General features: G+C 63.2%; 20 protein-coding genes. 13 read left to right on the top strand and 7 right to left on the bottom strand.

Translation table 11 applies throughout. From position 1 onward, the window contains the following. The first annotated feature begins 275 nt into the window (after positions 1 to 275). From VSR68_RS08215 to VSR68_RS08200, 4 genes are all read left to right on the top strand, one after another. Entirely contained in the window at positions 276 to 1,367 is a 1,092-nt protein-coding gene (locus VSR68_RS08215) for a sugar ABC transporter substrate-binding protein (protein WP_342939336.1), read from the top strand. Beyond that, complete coding sequence (locus tag VSR68_RS08210) at positions 1,364 to 2,362, top strand: ABC transporter permease (RefSeq protein ID WP_342939335.1); 999 nt, start codon at positions 1,364 to 1,366, stop codon at positions 2,360 to 2,362. The genes VSR68_RS08215 and VSR68_RS08210 overlap by 4 nt, the downstream gene beginning before the upstream one ends. After that, on the top strand, positions 2,362 to 3,135 hold the full coding sequence (locus VSR68_RS08205) for an ATP-binding cassette domain-containing protein (protein WP_342939334.1): 774 nt from the start codon (positions 2,362 to 2,364) through the stop codon (positions 3,133 to 3,135). The genes VSR68_RS08210 and VSR68_RS08205 overlap by 1 nt, the downstream gene beginning before the upstream one ends. Positions 3,136 to 3,283: 148 nt before the next feature. Further along, entirely contained in the window at positions 3,284 to 3,862 is a 579-nt protein-coding gene (locus VSR68_RS08200) for an NnrU family protein (RefSeq protein ID WP_342939333.1), read from the top strand. Positions 3,863 to 3,930: 68 nt separating this feature from the next. Here the strand turns inward: VSR68_RS08200 and VSR68_RS08195 are convergent, their stop codons facing one another. The 3 genes from VSR68_RS08195 to VSR68_RS08185 form a co-directional block, all read right to left on the bottom strand. Continuing rightward, complete coding sequence (locus VSR68_RS08195) at positions 3,931 to 5,220, bottom strand: SUMF1/EgtB/PvdO family nonheme iron enzyme (protein ID WP_342939332.1); 1,290 nt, start codon at positions 5,218 to 5,220, stop codon at positions 3,931 to 3,933. A gap of 172 nt (positions 5,221 to 5,392) precedes the next feature. Beyond that, on the bottom strand, positions 5,393 to 6,160 hold the full coding sequence (gene fnr, locus VSR68_RS08190; RefSeq protein ID WP_342939331.1) for a fumarate/nitrate reduction transcriptional regulator Fnr: 768 nt from the start codon (positions 6,158 to 6,160) through the stop codon (positions 5,393 to 5,395). 151 nt (positions 6,161 to 6,311) lie between these two features. Continuing rightward, positions 6,312 to 6,791, bottom strand: coding sequence for a universal stress protein (locus VSR68_RS08185; protein WP_342939330.1), 480 nt, complete (start codon positions 6,789 to 6,791; stop codon positions 6,312 to 6,314). A 306-nt stretch (positions 6,792 to 7,097) separates the two neighbouring features. Here VSR68_RS08185 and VSR68_RS08180 point away from each other — a divergent pair, with 306 nt between their 5' ends. After that, positions 7,098 to 7,787, top strand: a complete 690-nt coding sequence (locus tag VSR68_RS08180; protein WP_342939329.1) for a FadR/GntR family transcriptional regulator — start codon at positions 7,098 to 7,100, stop codon at positions 7,785 to 7,787. Positions 7,788 to 8,072: 285 nt separating this feature from the next. On the opposite strand, the gene VSR68_RS08175 is transcribed toward VSR68_RS08180, so the two are convergent. Beyond that, positions 8,073 to 8,660: an acyl-homoserine-lactone synthase gene (locus tag VSR68_RS08175; protein WP_342939328.1), complete on the bottom strand. Its 588-nt coding sequence runs from the start codon at positions 8,658 to 8,660 to the stop codon at positions 8,073 to 8,075. Between the two features lie 141 nt (positions 8,661 to 8,801). Here VSR68_RS08175 and VSR68_RS08170 point away from each other — a divergent pair, with 141 nt between their 5' ends. After that, the gene (locus tag VSR68_RS08170) at positions 8,802 to 9,134 is read left to right on the top strand and encodes a helix-turn-helix transcriptional regulator (protein ID WP_342939327.1); all 333 of its coding nucleotides are present in this window, start codon (positions 8,802 to 8,804) and stop codon (positions 9,132 to 9,134) included. On the opposite strand, the gene VSR68_RS08165 is transcribed toward VSR68_RS08170, so the two are convergent. Further along, a complete protein-coding gene (locus tag VSR68_RS08165; protein WP_342939439.1) occupies positions 9,118 to 9,822 on the bottom strand; it encodes a LuxR family transcriptional regulator in 705 nt (234 codons plus the stop codon). The genes VSR68_RS08170 and VSR68_RS08165 overlap by 17 nt on opposite strands. A 572-nt stretch (positions 9,823 to 10,394) precedes the next feature. Between VSR68_RS08165 and VSR68_RS08160 the strand changes: the two genes are divergently transcribed. From VSR68_RS08160 to VSR68_RS08130, 7 genes are all read left to right on the top strand, one after another. Continuing rightward, positions 10,395 to 11,354 (top strand): dihydrodipicolinate synthase family protein, encoded by a 960-nt coding sequence (locus tag VSR68_RS08160; RefSeq protein WP_342939326.1) that lies wholly within the window; start codon positions 10,395 to 10,397, stop codon positions 11,352 to 11,354. A gap of 80 nt (positions 11,355 to 11,434) precedes the next feature. After that, entirely contained in the window at positions 11,435 to 13,015 is a 1,581-nt protein-coding gene (locus VSR68_RS08155) for an aldehyde dehydrogenase (NADP(+)) (protein WP_342939325.1), read from the top strand. 95 nt (positions 13,016 to 13,110) lie between these two features. Then, complete coding sequence (locus VSR68_RS08150) at positions 13,111 to 14,055, top strand: SMP-30/gluconolactonase/LRE family protein (protein WP_342939324.1); 945 nt, start codon at positions 13,111 to 13,113, stop codon at positions 14,053 to 14,055. A gap of 290 nt (positions 14,056 to 14,345) precedes the next feature. After that, positions 14,346 to 15,524 carry an ABC transporter substrate-binding protein gene (locus VSR68_RS08145; RefSeq protein WP_342939323.1) on the top strand — a complete coding sequence of 393 codons (1,179 nt, stop codon included), beginning with the start codon at positions 14,346 to 14,348 and terminating at the stop codon, positions 15,522 to 15,524. Between the two features lie 193 nt (positions 15,525 to 15,717). Then, entirely contained in the window at positions 15,718 to 16,797 is a 1,080-nt protein-coding gene (locus VSR68_RS08140) for an ABC transporter ATP-binding protein (RefSeq protein ID WP_342939322.1), read from the top strand. Further along, positions 16,794 to 17,681: a sugar ABC transporter permease gene (locus tag VSR68_RS08135; RefSeq protein ID WP_342939321.1), complete on the top strand. Its 888-nt coding sequence runs from the start codon at positions 16,794 to 16,796 to the stop codon at positions 17,679 to 17,681. The genes VSR68_RS08140 and VSR68_RS08135 overlap by 4 nt, the downstream gene beginning before the upstream one ends. Further along, positions 17,681 to 18,586, top strand: a complete 906-nt coding sequence (locus VSR68_RS08130) for an ABC transporter permease (RefSeq protein WP_342939320.1) — start codon at positions 17,681 to 17,683, stop codon at positions 18,584 to 18,586. The genes VSR68_RS08135 and VSR68_RS08130 overlap by 1 nt, the downstream gene beginning before the upstream one ends. A gap of 133 nt (positions 18,587 to 18,719) precedes the next feature. On the opposite strand, the gene VSR68_RS08125 is transcribed toward VSR68_RS08130, so the two are convergent. Then, the gene (locus VSR68_RS08125) at positions 18,720 to 19,325 is read right to left on the bottom strand and encodes a short chain dehydrogenase (protein WP_342939319.1); all 606 of its coding nucleotides are present in this window, start codon (positions 19,323 to 19,325) and stop codon (positions 18,720 to 18,722) included. 326 nt (positions 19,326 to 19,651) lie between these two features. Then, positions 19,652 to 20,101, bottom strand: coding sequence for a DUF3005 domain-containing protein (locus tag VSR68_RS08120; RefSeq protein WP_342939318.1), 450 nt, complete (start codon positions 20,099 to 20,101; stop codon positions 19,652 to 19,654). Positions 20,102 to 20,222 lie beyond the last annotated feature (121 nt).

Raw genomic sequence — 20,222 nt, 5'->3', positions numbered from 1 at the left:
AGACCGCATAGGCGGTCTTTTCGTCGTTGTGGTGCACGCTTTAAATGGCCTTGGGAACGATACGCTATGCCAGCCTTTAAATAGTCCGACTACTTTAGGGTATACGTTGATTAATCGGCAAAAGTACGTGATATAGGATTTTCGGCAGGGTCGTCAGGGGCACACGCATGCACACGGGGTTCGTGAAGTGTGGTGCCTCCCGGCACCGGCGCCTTCCCTCGCCTGCGCCGTCATGCACAGCAAGTTATTCAATAACTCAAAGTCTGGAGGATGACATGGCCGGTAAGCAGGAACCCAAGGACGAAGTCCAGAGCATGCGTCGTGGAATGCTGCAGGGCGCCGGCCTCGGCGCGGCGTTGGCATTGCTCGGCGGCGCGCTTGGTGGCGCGATCACGCCGGCGCAGGCTGCCGAAGCAGCGCCGTTTCCGGCGCACAAGCGCTGGAAGATCGTCTTCGTCAATCACGTGACGACAAACCCGTTCTTTGTGCCGACGCAGTACGGCATTCAGGACTCCACCGCTTTGCTCGGCATGGACTTTCAGTGGACGGGCTCGGCCAACGCCGACATCGCCGAGATGGTGAATGCCGTCAACGCGGCGATCGCCGGAAAGGCCGATGCAATTGCCGTGCCGATCGTCGATCCGAAGGCGTTCGACAAGCCAATCCAGGCAGCGCTCGACGCAGGCATTCCCGTGTTCGCGTATAACGCCGACGCGCCCCAGGGCTCGTCGAATCCGCGTCTGTCGTATATCGGCCAGGACCTGTATCTGTCCGGCTATCAGATGGGCGAGCGCATCGCGAGCCTGATCGACAGCGGTCTGGTCGGGCTCTTCATCGCGACGCCCGGCCAGCTGAACATTCAGCCGCGTCTGGACGGCGCCGTCGCCGCGATCAAGAAGTCGGGCAAGAAGATCGACGTGCAGACCATCGCGACGGGCGCGACCGTCAACGAAGAGCTGTCGAAGATCAAGTCGTTCTATCTGGGCCACCAGGACCTGAAAGGCATGTTCGCCGTCGACGCGGGCAGCACGCAGGGCGTCGCCGAAGTGATGAAAGAGAACAACCTGCCCTCGAAGGCCGTGCACGGCGGCGGCTTCGACCTGCTGCCGCGCACCGTGCAACTGATTCACGATGGCTTTCTCGACTTCACGATCGATCAGCAGCCTTACGTGCAAGGCTTTTATACCGTGGTCCAGGCGTTCGTGTATCTCGCATCGGGCGGGCTCGTCGGACCGGCCAACGTCAACACCGGTTTGAAGTTCGTGACGAAGGCCTCCGTCGATCCTTACCTCAACACGTCGACGCGCTACGAAGGCAAGAGCACGAAGCCGCAAATCGTTCCGCACACGGGAGCGATCAAAGGGTGACGTCTCCTGTAGCGGACATCAAGAAGGCGCAACGGCCGCGACGCTCGTCGCGGTCGTTTCTGCGTTCGAGCGAGCTTCGCATCCTCGCGGTCGCCGTCATTCTCTGCGCGTACTTCGAGACGGCCAATCACGACTTTCTGCTGACGTCGGCGAGCCTGCAGAACCTGTCGCAATTCATCGCGCCCGTCGCCATCATCGCGTTCGGCGAAATCATGCTGATGATCGGCGGAGAGATCGATCTGTCGGCCGGCATGGTGTTCGCGTTCGCACCGTTCATCATGCATTTCACGCACGAAGCGGGCTTGCCGGCATGGCTCTCGGTGATCGCGGGGCTGGTCGCGGCGGGCCTGATCGGATTCGTCAACGGAGCGGTCACGGTCTATTTGCGGATTCCGTCGTTTGTCACGACGCTCGGCACGCTCTTCTTCGTCAACGGCTTCACTCTGACGATATCGCGAGGCACGCCCGTTTCGCCGCCCGAGGACGGCCTCTTTGCGGAGTTCATGGGCGCGTGGGGTTACAGCGAGATCATCTGGGCGATCGCGCTCGCGGCGATCATGCACGTCTTGTTGCGTCACACGCGATGGGGCCTGCATACGATTGCGTCCGGGGCGAATCTGCTCGGCGCGAGCGAGGCGGGTATTCATGTCAGGCGCCTGAAGCTCGGCAACTTCGTCCTTGCCGCGGTGCTCGCGGGATTGACGGGCACGCTCGAATGCTTCCGCATTTCGTCGATCGATCCGCAGGCGGGCGGCAACCAGATCATGTTCCTTGCCGTCGCCGCTGCCGTGATCGGCGGCACGCCACTCGCGGGCGGGTCGGGCACGATCATCGGCGGGCTGATCGGCGCGGCCGTGCTCGGCATCCTGAGCGACGGCTTCACGCTGATCGGCATCAACGCGTTCACGTTCAACATGATTCTCGGCGCGGCGATCCTCGCGGCGATGATCTTCAACATCCACGTCGTTCGTCTCGCGCGCAAAGGAGAGTTGTGATGTCGTCGTCGCCGGAAGAAGCGCTGCGCGGGGAAGACATCGTCAAGCGCTTCGGCGCCGTGACCGCGCTCGACGGCGTGTCGCTGACGCTCAAGCAAGGGGAAATCCTCGGCATCCTCGGCGACAACGGCGCGGGCAAATCGACGCTCATCAAGATCCTCACCGGCTTTCATCAGCAGACGAGCGGCAAGCTGTTTCTCGGCGGTCAGGAGACGATGCTGCGTTCCGTCGATCACGCGCGTTCGCTCGGCATCGAATGCGTGTATCAGGATCTCGCGCTCGCCAATTCGCTGAGCATCTATCACAACATGTTCCTGAACCGGGAGATCCTGCGGCCGGGGCCATTTCGTTTGCTGAACCACCGCGCGATGCGCGAGCGCGCGTCGGAATGTCTCGAAGAAATAGGCGTGCATGTGCCGTCGGTCGACCTCGCTGTCGAACAGCTTTCGGGCGGACAACGGCAAGCTATCGCGGTGGCGCGCGCGGTCAATTCGGACGCGAAGATCCTGCTGCTCGACGAACCGCTCGCGGCGATGGGCGCGCGCGAAGCGGGGCTCATCATCGATCTGATCTTGCGGTTGAAAGAGAAGGGCGGCCTGTCGATCATCATGATCATGCACAACTACGCGCAGACGCTCGACATCGCCGATCGCGTGATGCTGATGCAGCGCGGCCGCGTCACGTATCAGCGCGAGACGGTCAGCACGTCGGTTGCCGAGCTGATGGACATCGTCAGGCGCGAATATCGGGCGATGCGCACGCAAGCGACGTGAGCGGCGGCTCGGCGTGCTGCCGGCTGCCGACATGCAATCCGTTGCAAACGCACGAACAGTTGGCTTTCAATCGGCGTCCGTATTGGCACGGCCGACATCATGCGGGACAATCGCGGCAACCTGTCGACATCCGACGCGAGGAGCCGCCATGCTCGTATTGATCTTGGGGTTGCTGTTGTTCCTGGGTGCGCATTCTGTCCGTATTTTCGCGGACGACTGGCGCAAGGCGCGGATCGCGCAGATGGGCGAGAAGCCGTGGAAGGGCGCGTATTCCGTCGTGTCGATCATCGGGCTCGTGCTGATCGTCTGGGGGTACGGGCTCGCGCGGCGCGAGCCCGTCGTGCTCTGGTCGCCGCCCGCGTGGGCGCCGCATCTCGCAGGCATCCTCACGCTCGTCGCGTTCATCCTCTTTCCGGCTGCTTATGTGCCGGGCAATCACTTCAAGGCGCTCGTCAAGCATCCGATGACGATCAGCGTCGCGCTGTGGGCCTTCGCGCATCTGCTGGCGAACGGGACGCTGAACGCGCTCATCCTGTTCGGCGCGTTCCTCGTCTGGGCGCTCGCCGATGTCGCCGCCGCGCGAAAGCGGGATCGCGTCGAAGGCATCGTCTATCCGGGCGGGAAGCTTTCGCGCGATGTGATTCCCGTCGTGGTCGGCGTCGTCGCCTGGATCGTGTTCGCGTTCTTCCTGCACGGGTGGCTGATCGGCGTGAAGCCGATGGGGTGAGCGTCACGTCGCGCTAGCCGCGAGGTGCGGCGATATGCGATCGATGCGCGCGACGATTCACAAGACAGTCAGTTCCGCACGCACCTGAACCCGGCATATACATGCTGATAGCGCGGCTGAAACCAGTTGCGGAAAGTGGGCCGCACCATGCATTGCGCAGTGCGGGCCGAGCCGCCTTTGAGCACGTAGTGCTGGCCGTCGAAGAAATTGGCCGAATAGCCGGGATAGAACGGGAACGCATCGAAGCCCGGCAGCGGCTCGAATAGCGACGACGTCCACTCCCATCCGTTGCCATACTGGCCTTCGACGCCGAACGCGCTGACGTTGTCGGGCGACGCATCGACGGCTTGCGGGTCCCAGTTGCGGAAATCGAAGTTGCCCGAGGACGAGGGCGGCGTGCCGTGCGCCGCGCGCTGCCATTGCGCTTCCGTCGGGAGCGACTTGCCGGCCCAGCGCGCGTACGCGCTCGCTTCCGCGTGGCTCACGTAGACGGGCCAGTCGGGCGGCAGCGCAACGTCCTCGAACATCGTGCGCAGCGTCCATTCGCCATCGCCGTTTTGCGCCCACGTCGCGGGATGCGAGATGTGCTCGGCTGCCTTCCACGCCCAATCCTTGTCGCTCCACAAAGCGCGATCGCGATAGCCGCCCGCGTCGATGAACTCGCGGTACTGCGCGTTCGTCACCATGTAGCGGTCGATCTCGAACGTATCGACGTGCACGCGCCGCTCGCCGAATTCGTTGTCCCAACCGAAGCGGCCTTCCTCTTTCGGCATGCCGAGCACGGTCTCGCCTGCGGGCACGCGCAGCATCGGCGACGATTCGACATTGCGCAGCTGTTGCGCGCCCTGCATGCCGCGCGCGGGCGCGGCCTTCATCTCGAGCGGCAACTGATGCAGCATGTACGCGAGCGTTTCCGCGTGCATCAACCGGTGTTCGATTGCGACATGCAGCAGTTGTGCGGGCGAACCCGTCGACATGTCGCCGTGGCCGAACTCGAATGAGTTGAGCTTGCCGTCGATCTGCTCGCGCGCCTTGTTTCCGTAGCTGCTGACGGCGTCGATGGCAGGCCAGTCGGAAGGCTGATCGGTGGGAAAGCCGCCATCGACGGGATCGATGCCGAACGCGAACAGCTTGTCGAGTTCCGGCGCAAAGGCGGGCAGTGCGGTTAACCGCTCGTCGAACAGATTGCGGTCGAAGGCTTCGAGATGGCCGATGTAGAACACGATCCGATGACGCTCGCGGATCGGACGTTCGTAGAGGTATTCGGGTTTGACGACCGCGAAGAGGGCGTCGGTGACGCTGCGGGCATCGATGAGACGTTGGACAAGCGGGTGCTGCAGGACAGGCTCGCGATTCATTTCGCCGGGTCTCCTTGTTGGGGAGATTTGCATGGGACCCGAGCGAGGCACTCAAATGCCGACCCGGGTCGCAAGGGAGAGTCTTGAACTGTACCGCAGGTGCAGGAGACGTGCCAGGCGAGTGCACATGACGACGCTCGATGGGTCGCCATGCGCGTGAACCGCTGTGCTATCAGGCGCTCGGCGCGCCGACGCGGCGCAGGCCTTCGGGATCGACAATGTGAATGAAGCGGCCTTGTGCGTCGATCAGTCCGCGCTTTTGAAATCTTGACAGGGTGCGGCTCACGGTTTCGAGCGTCATGCCGAGATAGCTGCCCATGTCTTCGCGCGTCATCCGCAGATTGAATTCAGCAGATGAGTAGCCGCGCTGCGCGTTGCGTTCGGAAATGTCGAGCAGGAACGCCGCGACGCGCTCGTCGGCGCTCAGCGAACCGAGCACCATCATCTGCGCGGCTTCGCGGACGATCTGCTCGCCCATCAGCTTGTGCAGCCGCTCCTGCATCGAACTGATCTCGCGGCACAGATGCTTGAGTTCCGGGTACGGAATGATGCACACGGAGCTGTCTTCGAGCGCGACCGCGCTGCACGCATGCCGGTCGCTGCTGATGCCGTCGAGCCCCAGCGCTTCGCCCGCGAGCCTCAAGCCCGTGACCTGCTCGCGGCCGTCGCGATGCGCCATCACTGTTTTGAGCGAACCCGAGCGCACCGCGTACAGGTTGTCGAAAGAATCGCCCGCGCGATAGAGCGATTCACCGCGCCGGACGGAACGCGCCGTGCAGATCACGGCTTCGAGTTGCGGCAGTTCGTTGGCGGCGACGCCTTGCGGCATGCAGAGCTGCCGCATCGCGCACGACGAGCAGCGCGCGCTGGTGCGCGTCGCCGGAGCGGTATGACGGACGCGGACTGCGCGAGTGGAAGCGGGAGCGGTAGGGGTGAGCATGGGACCAACCGGCTAAAAAAGAGTGATAGCTGATTGTCCCACTCGATGCGCGCGCAACGAGGCGGCAAAATGACGCGTCATAGCGCGCTTTGCTGTTGAGCGAGGTCACGCTCGCGAAGACGTGCGCCGAAGCCGGAGCGCCGCCGGTTGCTCAGGCCGGCGTCGGCTTGTCCGCGTCGTCGCCGCCCGCGGCCGACGGAATCAGCAGCACAGGGAAGGTCGACTGGCGCACGCAGCGCTCGGCCACGCTGCCCAGAATCAGCCGCTGCATGCCGCGCCGGCCGTGCGTGCCCATTACGATCAGATCGGCGTTGAAGTCGGCGGCGGCGCGCAGCACGAGCGTCGGCACGTCGTCCAGCGACGAGGCTTCGCCGACGAGAATATCGCCGGACACGCCGCGCTCGTGCATCGCCGCCGACAGTTCCGCCGTCAGTTCCTTGCCCTGCTCGACGAGCCGGTTGCGCAGGATCGACGGATCGTAGCCGGGCGCGTCGAAGTACATCGGCGTGTTTTCGACCGCGTAAAACGCGCGCAGCGTCGCGCCCAGCTTGCTCGCCAGATTCAGCGCGTTGTCGAACGCGCGGCGCGACGTATTGCTGCCGTCGACTGCAACGAGGATGCGTGTGTACATGAAGCCTCCGTGCCGTGGAAAGCGGCGCACCGCCATGTTCCGCAGGCGCCCGCCGCGAGTGGGAATGGTGCCCCGATTGCGTTTGCAGCTTAAACGATCACCGAAAAATGCGCGTTTTCGTCGCTGGAAAACGCAGATGTTAATCAACTGTTTGTCAAATTTTGCCGTCGGGCGCGGGGTCGTTCATACTGGCGGCATGCGCGCCAAGACACGCTTTGCAGCGCGGTCGCCCCTCGATTTCATCAGGCGGCGCGTACTATTTGCCTTACAACTCAAATCTACTCTGACAAGCCACACCCTTCGACGATGAACGAGCGTAAATCGACAGGTCTGCCGGACAAGATCTACAGCGACATTCTCAACCGGATTCTCGAAGGGGAATACAAGGAAGGCGAGCGTCTGCCGACCGAGCACGCGCTCGCGGAGCGTTTCGAAACGTCGCGGCCGACGGTGCGCGAGGCGCTGGCCCGTTTGCGCGCGGACGGCATCATCGTGACGCGCCACGGCTCCGGCACGACGGTCGCGCGCCGGCCCGATCCCGATGTGCGCCGCTTCGCGCCGCTGGAAACGCTGTCCGATATTCGGCGCTGCTACGAATTTCGCATCGTGACGGAATCGGGCGCGGCCGAGCTTGCTGCGCAGATGGCCGACGCCGACGACATCGCCGCAATCCAGCACGCGTGGGATGAACTGGAGCGCGTGATCGAGACGCAGGGCATCGGCGCAAAGGACGATTTTGCGTTTCACCTGGCCGTTGCGCGTGCTTCGAAGAATCAGTTCTTCATCACGATGATGGGATTCATCGAAGAGCAGATCGTGTTCAGCATGAATCTGTCGCGCAATCTGTCGCTGGTGAAGACGCTGGAGCGGCAGCGGCTCGTGCAGACTGAACATCTCGCCGTGCTCGACGCGGTCCGCCGCAAGGACGCGGCGGGCGCCGGCCACGCGATGCGCCTGCATCTGGAGCATGCGCGCGACCGGATGTTCGGCTCCTGACTTTTCGGTCTTGACCGGCCGTGTGAAGCGCGGCCCTGTTTGCCCTACCTGAAGAACGCGGCGCGCCTCGCGCCTCGCTCCGTATCGCAAAGAAGTGAATTCCCTTCCGACGCGGCTAGCCAAGCCCGCCCGGCACGCCGCGTGCTATGCGACGGGCTCGAGCGAAGCGGCCGAACGCGTCGCGATGCGCGGGGCGTACCGTGAGCCCGCGCGCATCGCAACCGCCCCGCCGTCGCCTCAGGCTCGATACGGAGCCGGCGCGAGGGCAAAGCGCCGTTTGGTGCGTCAGGCCGCGACGGGCATCGGCTTGCAGACGGCGGCGCGAATCGCGTCGACGGTGATGTCGAGCGCGATCGTCCGTTCGACACCGATCTTCACCGGCGGCCCGAGCCGCGTGACTTCGATGCCTGCCCGGCGCAGCAGCCGCTCGATCGCCGTGGTCGTCACGGTCACGTAACGGGTGATGCTCATCCGGTCCGCGAAAGTCACCAGTTCGTGGATCGCGTGCATCGTCAAATCTGCGAAGCCAAACGTTTGCGCGCTGTCCGTTTCAATAGCAAAGCGGCTCAATTCCCATATATGCCGTCCGACTGGAGCTGCCTGACCATCCAGTAATTGCGGGAACGTGTCCTTCAGCATGTTCGGCCCTTCCGTCGGCATCAGCCGCCAGCAGCCGCAGACGTGCCGGTCGCCGTTCTGGATGAGCATGTAGTACGGGCCGAGCGCGTCATAGCCGTCGATCTCCATGCCCGCGATGGTCGGAACATCCCACCCCATCCTGTCCCGGAAGACGCGGGCGCGCAGCCGGTACATCTCGTTGATGTTGTCGTTGTCGAACTCTTGCCGTGTGCCAATCCGAATCGCGGTATGCATGGTGTGCTCCTTACGTGGTCGCGGTACGCAGGAAACGTATGCATTTCGGATAAAAAAAACACCTACTCACCTGGATAGGTGTTAAGTGGGCACGGGGATCACAAAATTGAGACGAGGCAGCCAATCATCAGGGGAAACATCATGGAACTTCACAATCATTGGCAATCGGGTGTTCACGCAAACGTTCAACCGACCGTCCAGAGCCGTAGTTCAGAGCCGTCGTCCACTGTGGATCGCGTGCTTATCATCGCGTACCGCAAGAAAAAGAAAGAGAGCCAGCGTCAGTTCTGGGCGCGCTTCGGCGTGACACAGTCGCGCGGCAGCCGCTTCGAATCGGGCGCGGAAATTCCGGCTCCCGTATCGATCCTGCTGGGCCTGTACTTCACGAAAACGGTCACGGACGGCGATCTGGGCAGGGCGGAGAAGGTGCTCCACAACCCGGAAGCCCGTGAGTTGATCAACCTGGATCAATAAGGCCGAGTTGCGTCGCAATCACGGCGGCTGCGCGCCGTGAGTTCACGCCGAATTTCGCGCGAATGTTCTTGAGGTGGAAGTTCACCACTGCTTCCGAGCAATTGAGAATGTGCGAAATTTCCCAAGTGGACTTACCGCGCGCCGTCCATTTCAGGCATTCTTGCTCGCGCGGCGTGAGCTTCGGCACCAGCGCCTGCGTGTGAGCATCCAGATGGGGCTGGCTCGTATCGATAATCAGGTCGCGCAATAGCACCAGATTCGGCAGCACGACATCGAGATGGCTCCAGAATTCGTCGGTCGGGTTCCGATCGTTCACGAAGCAGATCAAGCCCGATTCCTGTCTAGGCCCATGAATGGGCAGACTTACACCCGCGCGCAGACCATATGCCCGGGCTTCCTCGTACATCGTCTGCTGCGGATAGGTCGAAAAGAGGTCAGGCGACCAGACCAGCGGTGACGAGCGCGTCATGCAGTGCGCAACGGTTGGATCGATGTGCGCGAAACCATGCGCGTTGTAGAACTGCCGCCAGGTCGGCGAATACGTGCTGCGAATGAACGCGTCCTCCAGCCGGATGCCCGGGCGCGGAAGGATCCCGACCAGCACGCGATCGAAGCCCCACCCGTCGGAGAGACGGGCGACTTCGCGGAACCAGGTGACGTCGTTCTCCGCTTGCAGCAAAGGCGACATCTGCTCAATGAAATGTTGCGGCAAGGTGCTATCTCTCGAGGTTCGCAGCGGAGCGGGCTTTGGCCATGCCGATGCTGCGGATACTCATCATCTCGTGGCACATCAATTTATCACCATTATTAGCTTTTTAATGCGAAATGGCGATAGCCGATTTCGTGTTTTCTTCATTCTTGCTCCAAAAAGAAGCCTGCCGGGATAGCCAATTAAACCGGCTTGGCGAAATAGTGCATTAAGTGGCGGAATCCGCTCCTGGCGTGGCAAACAGCCGTTCTTTAAAGCGCGTCATTTGAAAGACGCTTGCACATTGTTGAGTCGGTATTAAATACGGAACACGTCTAAATCGGAATGGATTACAAAACGTTTGAATCAAACATGCCGTTATTTCAGACGCGTTGTCATACCAGAATTTTTCGAAATCGGCGTCTGGATCGCGGCATGCGGGCGCTTATTCGTAGGATGAAACTCGTTTACAGGCGCAATGCGCAGGAACACGGCGCGGCCCAAGTTGTTTGACAACATTGGCGGCACAATGCTAACTTGCTCGGGTGATCGTCTTTGCTGCGAGCCGCCCCATGAACGTGTCCCCAATTCTCGAAAGCGAGTTCTCCGCCAGCGTGATGGCGGTTCCGCCGCTTGCGCGCCGCGCCGACCTGACGCTCGATCCGGGCGAAAACCAGAAGCTGATCCGTCATATCGAGGCGGGCGGCGTGCGCACGCTGCTTTATGGCGGCAACGCGAACCTGTATCACGTTGCCGTCAGCGAGTATCGGGAGTTGCTGGACATGCTCGCGGCGCTCGCCGGTCCCGCGACGCGTGTAATTCCCGCCATCGGCGCCGACTACGGGAAGATGCTCGACCAGGCGCGCATTCTCGCGCAGACGCCGTACCAAACCGCGATGGTCCTGCCCTTGACGGGTTTCACGACGTCCGAAGGCGTCGAGGCGGGGCTCACGCGCATCGCCGACACCGCAGGCATTCCGCTCACGCTCTACATCAAGAGCGAGAGCTACGTGAGCGTCGATACCCTCGCGCGGCTCGTCGACCGCGGCACGCTCATTGCTGTGAAGTACGCGATCGTGCGCGACGATCCATCACGTGACGACTACCTTCGCCGGCTGCTGCAAAACGTGAGTCCGTCGAAGGTGATTTCAGGAATGGGCGAGCGGCCGGCGCTCGCGCATGTGCGGCAGTTCGGTCTCGCCGCATGGACGACGGGCTCGGGCTGCATCGCGCCGCGTTCGGTGATGGCTTTGCTGCGCGCGGCGAAGGCGAAAAACGCCAATACAGCGATAGATGACGGCGAAGCACAGCGTCTTTACGACGCCTTCATGCCGCTCGAAACCCTGCGCGACGAGATCTCGCTGATCCGCGTGCTGCACGACGCGGTCACGTTGTCCAAGCTCGCGGACATGGGTCCTGTTTTGCCGTTGCTGAGTTCGACGCCGTCCGAACATCATGCGAAGATCGAAGCTGCGACGCTGGCCTTGCTCGACTTCGAGCGGCGACTCGCGGAATCGTCCGCCCATTCATGACGTCGCACACCCACTATTTGGATTCCAGGCCGCGCGATGCGACATGATCCGCGTCGCGCGGCCATCGACAGGAGCTGGACATGCAGATTACCGGTGACATGCTGATCGGCGGGTCGGCGGTGCGCGGCACCAAAGGCACGCTGCGCGCGTTCGACCCGGCGCGCAACATGGAAATCGAACCCGAGTTCGGCGCGGGCGGCACGGTCGAGGTGGACCGCGCGTGCGCGCTGGCCGCGCTCGCGTTCGACCCGTATCGTCAAACGTCGCTCGAAGTGCGCGCGCATTTCATCGAGACGATCGCGGAAAACATTCTCGGGCTCGGCGACGCGCTGATCGAGCGCGCGCAGGCCGAATCCGCGCTGCCGAAGGCGCGGCTCGAAGGCGAGCGCGCGCGCACGGTCGGGCAACTGAAGCTGTTCGCATCGCTGGTGCGCGAAGGCCGCTTGCTGGCCGCGACGCTCGATTCCGCGCAGCCGGATCGCAAGCCGCTGCCGCGCCCCGACTTGCGCATGCAGAAGATTCCCGTGGGCCCTGTCGCCGTATTCGGCGCGAGCAATTTTCCGCTCGCGTTTTCGGTCGCGGGCGGCGACACGGCGTCGGCGTTCGCGGCGGGTTGCCCCGTCGTCGTGAAGGCGCATCCGGCGCATCTCGGCACGTCCGAGCTGGTTGGCCGCGCGATCCAGAAAGCTGTCGCCGATTGCGGCCTGCACGAAGGCGTTTTCTCGCTCGTGATCGGCGCGGGCAACGAGATCGGCGAGGCGCTCGTCCAGCATCCGGCGATCAGGGCGGTCGGCTTCACGGGCTCGCGCAGCGGCGGCCTCGCGCTCGTGAATCTCGCGCAGAAGCGCCGCGAGCCGATCCCCGTGTTCGCAGAGATGAGCAGCATCAATCCGATGTTCGTGCTGCCCGGCGCGCTCGCGAAGCGCGCGGAGCAGATTGCGACGGGCTTCGTCGAATCGGTGACGCTCGGCGTCGGCCAGTTCTGCACGAACCCCGGTCTCGTGCTGCTTCTCGAAGGCCCGCACAAGAAGGTATTCATCGACGCCGCCGCGAAGGCGCTTGCGCAGAAGAGCGCGCAGACCATGCTGACGCCGGGCATCGCGAACGCGTATCAGGACGGCGTCACGCATCGCACCGAGCAGCGCGGCGTGCAGAGCATCGCGCGCGGCACGTCGTCGGATGCGACATGCGCGGCGTTGCCTGCGTTGTTCCAGACGGAAGCGATGCACTTCCTCGCGTCCACGGAACTGGAGGACGAGATTTTCGGGCCGACGTCGCTGATCGTGACCTGCACGGACATCGAAGAAATGGTGAAGGTCGCGGAATACCTTGAAGGCCAGTTGACGGCGACGCTGCACCTCGAAGCCGACGACTATGACATCGCGCGGCAACTGCTGCCGACGCTCGAGCGCAAGGCCGGCCGCATTCTGGCAAACGGCTTCCCGACGGGCGTCGAGGTGTCGTACGCGATGGTGCACGGCGGCCCGTATCCGGCAACGTCCGATTCTCGCGCGACGTCGGTCGGCGCGACGGCCATCGAGCGCTTCCTGCGTCCCGTCTGCTACCAGGATTTGCCCGCCGATCTGCTGCCGAAATCGCTGCGCGATGAGAATCCGCTGAAGCTCTGGCGTTTGCAAGACGGCAAGCCTGCGCAAGCGTAAGCGCGCGGCCACATCCAATAACAATCAACTCATAAAGACCGCCGAACACCGGGCGTCGATCGCATTCGACGCCCGGCTTTCGTACCGACAGCGCCATGACCGAACCCGCCAATCACCGACGCTATCCCGATCCTTCCATCCGCAGTTTCGATCCCCGCTTCGACGCGTTACGCCTCGCATCGGCTTCCGTCGAGTGCCTGTACCAGGGCGCGCGCTGGTCGGAGGGGCCTGTGTGGTTCGGTGATGGCCGCTACGTGCTGTGGAGCGACATTCCGAACAACCGCATCCTCCGCTGGGACGAAGAGACGGGCGCGGTCACGCCGTTTCGCCGGCCGTCGAACAACGCGAACGGCAATACGCGCGACCGCGAGGGGCGGCTCGTCACCTGCGAGCATCTGACGCGGCGCGTCACGCGCACCGAATACGACGGCTCGATCACGGTGATCGCCGAGCGTTACCAGGGCAAGCGCTTCAATTCGCCGAACGACGTGGTCGTGAAGTCGGACGGCTCGATCTGGTTTACCGATCCGTCGTTCGGCATCGACAGCTTCTACGAGGGCGAAAAACAGGAAGCCGAGTTGCCGCAGAACGTCTATCGCGTCGATGGCCAGACGGTCGAAGTGACGATGGTCTGCGACGAAGTGATCGGGCCGAACGGGCTCGCGTTCTCGCCGGACGAATCGGTGCTGTACATCGTCGAGTCGCGCTCGAAGCCGCGCACGATCCGCGCGTTCGATGTCGCCAGCGACGGCCGCTCGCTCGCGAACAACCGCGTGCTGATCGACGCGCAGCAAGGCACGCCGGACGGCTTTCGCGTCGACATCCACGGCAACCTGTGGTGCGGCTGGGGCATGGGCACCGACGAACTCGACGGCGTGCGCGTGTTCTCGCCGCAAGGCGAAGCGCTCGGGCACATCGCGTTGCCCGAGCGCTGCGCGAACGTGTGCTTCGGCGGGCGGCATCGCAACCGGCTTTTCATGGCCGCGAGCCACGGACTCTATTCGCTGTACGTGAACACGCAAGGCGTGCGCGGCGGCTGACGCAACCGGGCGTACTGCGCGACAACGGGCCGATTGTTCAAAGTTGCCTAACAAGTCGTGTGTCAGTGTTCTCCCTATAACGAACGGCCAGGCTTGCCAATTCGCCTGAAATCGTTGTCACAAAAGGATTTGAAGATTCTGTAGGCCTGTCTTGTCAGGAAGGATGCCGGGCAGAATTTGCTTGACATCATGCCCGCGCCTTCGTTATGTTTCATTGACTAGCAGCCCTTAGCGCGTCACCGCCGCCTCCCGGTCGGCGGACGTTCCATACCAAGAGGCGAGGAGACGAAATGACTTTTTCTGGCAGGGTGTCAGTGAGGTTGGCAGGTCTATGCGTGGCTGTCGGCGCCGCAGCCGCAGGGTTCACACAAACGGCGCGGGCGGCCGATGCTGTCACGCTCAACATCGTCGACGTGGCCGGCGACCTTCAATTGACGCAAAAAGGGTTCGAGGCCTTCAAGGCCAGATACCCGAATCTCGTCTCCAACATCACGTACACGAACGCGCCCGCGCCGCAATTGCCCGGCAAGATCAAGGCGATGCAGGCGGCCGGCCGCTCGGACATCGATCTTGTGCTGACGGGCACCGACGCGCTCGCCGCCGGCATCGAACAGAACCTGTGGATCAAGCTGCTGCCCGACCAGAACGCCGCGCTGCCTGGCGTGCTCGACAAATACGCGCCGGGTCCGCGCAAGATGCAGGACATCGCGCAAGGCTTCGGTATCGAAGTCGCGTACATGCCGGCCGGTCCGCTGATCGAATACAACCCCGCGAAGGTCAGCGATCCGCCGAAGACGCCCGAGCAACTGCTCCAGTGGTGCAAGGCGCATCCGAACAAGCTGATCTACGCGCGCCCTGCGAATTCCGGCCCGGGCCGCACGTTCCTGATGGGTCTGCCGTATGTGCTCGGCGATAAAGACCCGAAAGATCCCGTCAACGGCTGGGACAAGACGTGGGCGTTCCTCAAGCAGCTGAACGACTGCATTCCTTACTATCCGGGCGGCACGTCGGCTGTGATGAAGGAGCTGGGCGAAGGCACGCGCGACATGACCGTGACGGTGACAGGCTGGGACATCAATCCGCGCGCGCTCGGCATCGTGCCGGCCGAATTCAAGGTGCAGGCGTTCGACAACATGACGTGGGTGAACGACGCGCACTACATGGTGATCCCGAAGGGCGTGCCGAAGGAAAAGCTCGACGTGCTCTACAAGCTGATGAACTTCATGCTGGAGCCCGCGCAGCAGGCGATGACCTATGACGACGGCTACTTCTATCCGGGCCCGGCCATCAAGGGCGTGACGGAAGCGCAGGCGCCGGAGCACAGCCAGGAAGTGCTGAAGAAATTCGGCCGTCCGGAATACGCGAAACTGCTCGCCGAACGTCCGCACGTGCTGCCGTTGAGCGCGGCGGCGATGGTGGCGGCGTTCCAGAAGTGGGACCGCGAAGTCGGCGCGCAGAAGACGAAATAAGACCCGATAGCGTATCCGTCACCGCGCCAGGCGGAGCAGCCAGCGCGCGCGTATCGTGCATGTGGTGCATGTGGTGCATGTAGTGCATGTAGTGCATGTAGTGCGCGCATCGGCGATTGTGACGATTGTGACGGCAGGCCGCGAGCAGATCGTGCTTCGCGGCACTGCCATGCAACATCGTAGGGAAGCGACCATGAAGCATCAATTTGAGCAGTTGCGCCTCGAGTCCGTCTGCCGCAATTTCGTCAATGCCGAAGGGCAGCCGGTAGCCGCGTTGCAGGGTCTCGATCTGAATATCCGCCGTGGCGAATTCATCGCGTTGCTGGGGCCGTCGGGCTGCGGCAAGTCGACGGCGCTCAACTGCATCGCGGGCTTGCAACCGCTGTCGGGCGGCGGCATCTGGCTCGACGAAAAACGTATCGACGTGCTGCCGCCCGAAAAGCGCGGCTTCGGCATGGTGTTCCAGAACTACGCGCTGTTTCCTCACATGTCGGTGCTCGACAACGTCGGCTTCGGCCTCAAGATGCGCGGCGTCGCGAAGGCGGAAACGGCGAAGCGCGCGCGAGAAGCGCTTCAGCTCGTGCAACTGGTCGGCCACGAGAAGAAGCTGCCGGGCCAGCTGTCGGGCGGCCAGCAGCAGCGCGTCGCGATTGCGCGCGCGATCGTGATCGAGCCGCCGCTCATTTTGATGGACGAGCCGTTGTCGAATCTCGACACGAAGCTGCGCATCGAAATGCGCGCCGAGATTCGCCGCATTCACACGCAACTGGATCGCGCGACGATTTACGTGACGCACGACCAGGACGAAGCGCTGTCGATGGCCGATCGCATCGTCGTGATGAGAGAGGGCGTCGTGCAGCAGGTCGCGACGCCGAAGGAAGTCTACGGACGTCCGAAGAATCTGCACGTCGCGCGCTTCATGGGCTATCGCAACGTGCTGCCGTTCGCGCTCGAAGGCACGCAGGGCGAAGGCGTGGCCGTCGAGGCAAACGGCGTGCGCCTCATCGGCACGGCGATGGACGGCTTCAGCAGCAAGCGTGTTTCCGTTGCGCTGCGCCCCGAGGACATGGAACGTGCCGCGCCCGGTTCGCAGAACGCGTTCGATGCGCAGGTCACGACCGTCGAGTACGGCGGCCGCGATTCGCTCATTCGCGTGAAGAGCGCATTCGGCGAACTGTGGGCGCGCGTCGCGGGCGAATTCACCGAGGGCGAGCGCATCACGCTGCGCGTGCCGCCGGCGCGCACGCTGGTCTACGATGGAGAGCCGACATGAGCACGGTGACGTCCGCCGCTTCGCGAGCGCTTGTAGCGCCGCGCGACGGCAAGGCGTGGCTCGTGTCGCCCGCCTTGCTGTTCATCCTTGCGCTCTTCGTCTATCCGTTCGTCTATGGGCTCGCGCTGTCGTTCAGTCCGATGGAAGGCGGCGGCATGTGGGCGAACTACGCGAAGTTCTTCAGCGACACGTCGATGTGGCCGACGATCCTCGTCACGCTGAAGCTCGCCGTGCCCGCGACGCTGATCAATGTCGGCGTGTCGGTGCCTGTCGCGTTCGCGCTGCGCCGTCCGTCGCCGTATCAGAAGTTCGTGACCACGCTGCTCGTGATTCCCATCACGCTCGGCACCGTGCTGATCGCCGACGGCATGCTCACGTACTTCGGCCCGAACGGCTGGTTTCCGCAGGCGCTGCAAGGGCTGCATCTCTATACCGATGAAGTGCGCCTCACGCACAACTTCTGGGGCGTGCTGATCTCGCTGATCGTGTCGGGCTTTCCATTCGCGTTTCTGCTCACATTGTCGTACGTGACGGGCATCGATCCGACACTCGCGAGCGCTGCGGCGACGCTCGGCGCGAATCCGTGGCAACAGTTCCGGCAGATCTATCTGCCGCTGCTGGTGCCGGGGCTGACGATGGCGGCGTGTCTGTCGTTCGTGCAGGCGTTTTCGGTGTTTCCGTCGGCGGTGCTGCTCGGCGCACCGGCCGGGCCGACGCGTGTGATGTCGATCGCCGCCGCCGAGGCCGCGTTCGAAAACTACGATTACTCGCTGGCTTCGGCGATTGCGATCGTGATGGGATTCGTGCAACTCGTGATCGTCGCCGCGATGCTGGGCGCGCGCCGCTTCTTCTACAGCGGACCGGCGACGGGAGGTAAGGGCTGATGGCAACCGATCGTCAAGTCGCGCATCCGTGGCCCGCCGCGCCGCAGGGGCAAACGGTGAAAGCGATGAAACCGCACGTCAGTCTGCGCGACCGCGTGTACAAGGCGCTCGTCTGGGGCGCGATGATTTTCTTTCTGCTGAACATCGTGCTGCTGATCGCGACTGTCGCCGTCAACTCGATCGCGACGCGCTGGTTCGGCACGCTGCTGCCGCAGGGCTTCACGCTGCATTGGTATGCGCAGGCGTGGAGCGACTTTCAGCTCGCGGCCGTGCTGTGGGTGACGGTCGAAGTGGTCGGCGCGGTGGTGCTGTTGTCGATCCTGCTCGGCGTGCCCGCCGCATACGCGCTTGCGCGCGTGCAGTTTCGCGGCAAGCGTTTCGCGATGCTCGTGTTCCTGCTGCCGCTGATGGTGCCGCCCGTCACATACGGCATCCCGATGGCGACCGTGATGTACAAGATCGGGCTCGCGGGCACGCTTGCCGGCGTGACACTCGCGAACCTCGTGCCCGCGCTGCCGTTCGTCATTCTCGTGATGACGCCGTTCATCGAACAGATCGATCCGAATCTGGAATCGGCGGCGCGCATTTTCGGCGCGAATACGTTCCGCTATTTCCGCTACGTGCTGCTGCCGTTGCTGGTGCCCGGCATGCTCGCCGCGGGCCTGCTCGTGCTGGTGCGCACGATCGGCATGTTCGAGCTGACGTTCTTCACAGCGGGGCCGTCGACGCAAACGCTCGTCGTCGCGTTGTACTACGCGGTGTTTTCGACGGGCGTGCGCGCGCCGCAATCGATCGACGCAATGGCGATGATCTACATGGCGATCACGTTGATCTGGGTGTTGATCGCGTTGCAGTTCGTGAGCCCGACGCAGATCGTGTCGCGCGTCAAGGAGCAGCGGGCGTAGGCGCGTCCGCTTGTTTGTACGCGTCGGCTGGCACGCGTTGGCCGAGCTTTGACGGCCCGGACGCGACGGCCCGCGTCCGATAGCCGACGCTCAACAGCCCAGGCTCAACAGCCCAGGCTCAACAAGCCCAGGCTCAACAGCCGACGCGATAAACCCGCCCCGTCTGCGCGCCTTCGACGCTGCGCAGATAGCCCAGCGCGGCCTTGCTTGCGTCGACGGGTTCGAATCCGCGGAAGAACGGCGCGTAACTTTCCATCGATTCCGTCAGCACGGTCGGACTGACGACGTTGATGCGGATGCCGCGCGGCAGCTCGATCGCCGCTCCGCGCACGAAGCCTTCGAGCGCGAGGTTCACGGTGGTCGCGCTGACGCCCTGGCTGATCGGCTCGTCGGCGAGAATGCCGCTCGTCAGCGTGAACGAGCCGCCGTCGTTCACGTACTTTTGCGCGGCGAGCACGAAATTGATCTGTCCCATCAGCTTGTCGCGCAGGCCGATCCAGAACTGCTCGATCGTCATCTCGGTCAACGGCCCGAAATGGACTTTGCCCGTCGCCGTGACCACGGCATCGACGTTGCCGATCTTCTGAAACAGACGTTCGATGCTCGCCGGGTCCGTGCCGTCGACTTGATGCGCGCCGCGCGTCGCGCCCACTTCGATCACTTCGTGACGCGCCTTCAATGCGGCGGCGACGGCCTGGCCCAGCGTGCCCGTTGCGCCGATCACAACGACTTTGCCCATGTGCTGCTCCGTGAGGTCAAAGAGATGCGCCGATTATGCGGACCGAAACGCCGTCGAAAAAGGCGTCTAAGCGACGAGGTCATGAAACCAGCGGTTTCGAATCGCGCGTGCGCGAATGCATGGCGAAACGAAGCGCGATGATTACACAAGAGCATGCAAACGCCATCGCACAGACCAGCGCCGCGTGAGCGGCTAACGCGCGATTGAAACGCAATGAAACGCCAATGAAACGCCAACGCGAGAAAAACGCGCGCCGCGCCAGCCACGCGAACGCTTGCAAACGGTGGTGACGCATCAACGCGTTGACGCGTCACCCGGAACGACGCTTACTCGTCGCGTTCGAGTTCGATGACCCGCGTCGGCCGCTGATGGTTGAGCGCGAAGTGCATGCGTCCGCGCAACTGATCGCCCGTATGCGAATACGACCGATGGAAGCGATCGTCGAAGCGCTCGACCGTTTCGGGCGCGATCATGCCCTTGTCGATCACGTGATACCCCGGCTCCAGCGCGAGCAGCAGATGATTGCCGCCGATGCGGCTATCGAACCCCGCCAGTTCAGCGAACGGATCATCGGGCACGCTGTTGACGAGCGTTGCGTTGCTCGTCGTGATCTCGTCGGGGCCGATGGGCGCCTCGCCCGCGATGCGCGCGGCTTCGTGGTTCTTGCTGTCGGTGTCGACGGTGCTGTCGTGCGTGCGGTCGTTATGCATTTCGGCGCTGCGCGCCGCTGCGGTTCCGGACTGCGTCGCGGGCACCGGGCGTGTATTGAGGCTCATGTTGTGTCCTCCTTTGCTTGTGGTCCCAAACATAGGATAGGAGCAAAACCCGTTCCGCGTAAGCGTACGATTATCTGTTGAACCACGCGTGACGGCGTTTCGGGCGACCGGCAAATTTTTG

Origin of the sequence: Paraburkholderia phymatum (genome assembly GCF_038900715.1) — a bacterium.
GTDB classification, from domain to species: Bacteria; Pseudomonadota; Gammaproteobacteria; order Burkholderiales; family Burkholderiaceae; genus Paraburkholderia; species Paraburkholderia phymatum_A.
This window is presented reverse-complemented; position numbering and strand designations above follow the sequence as displayed.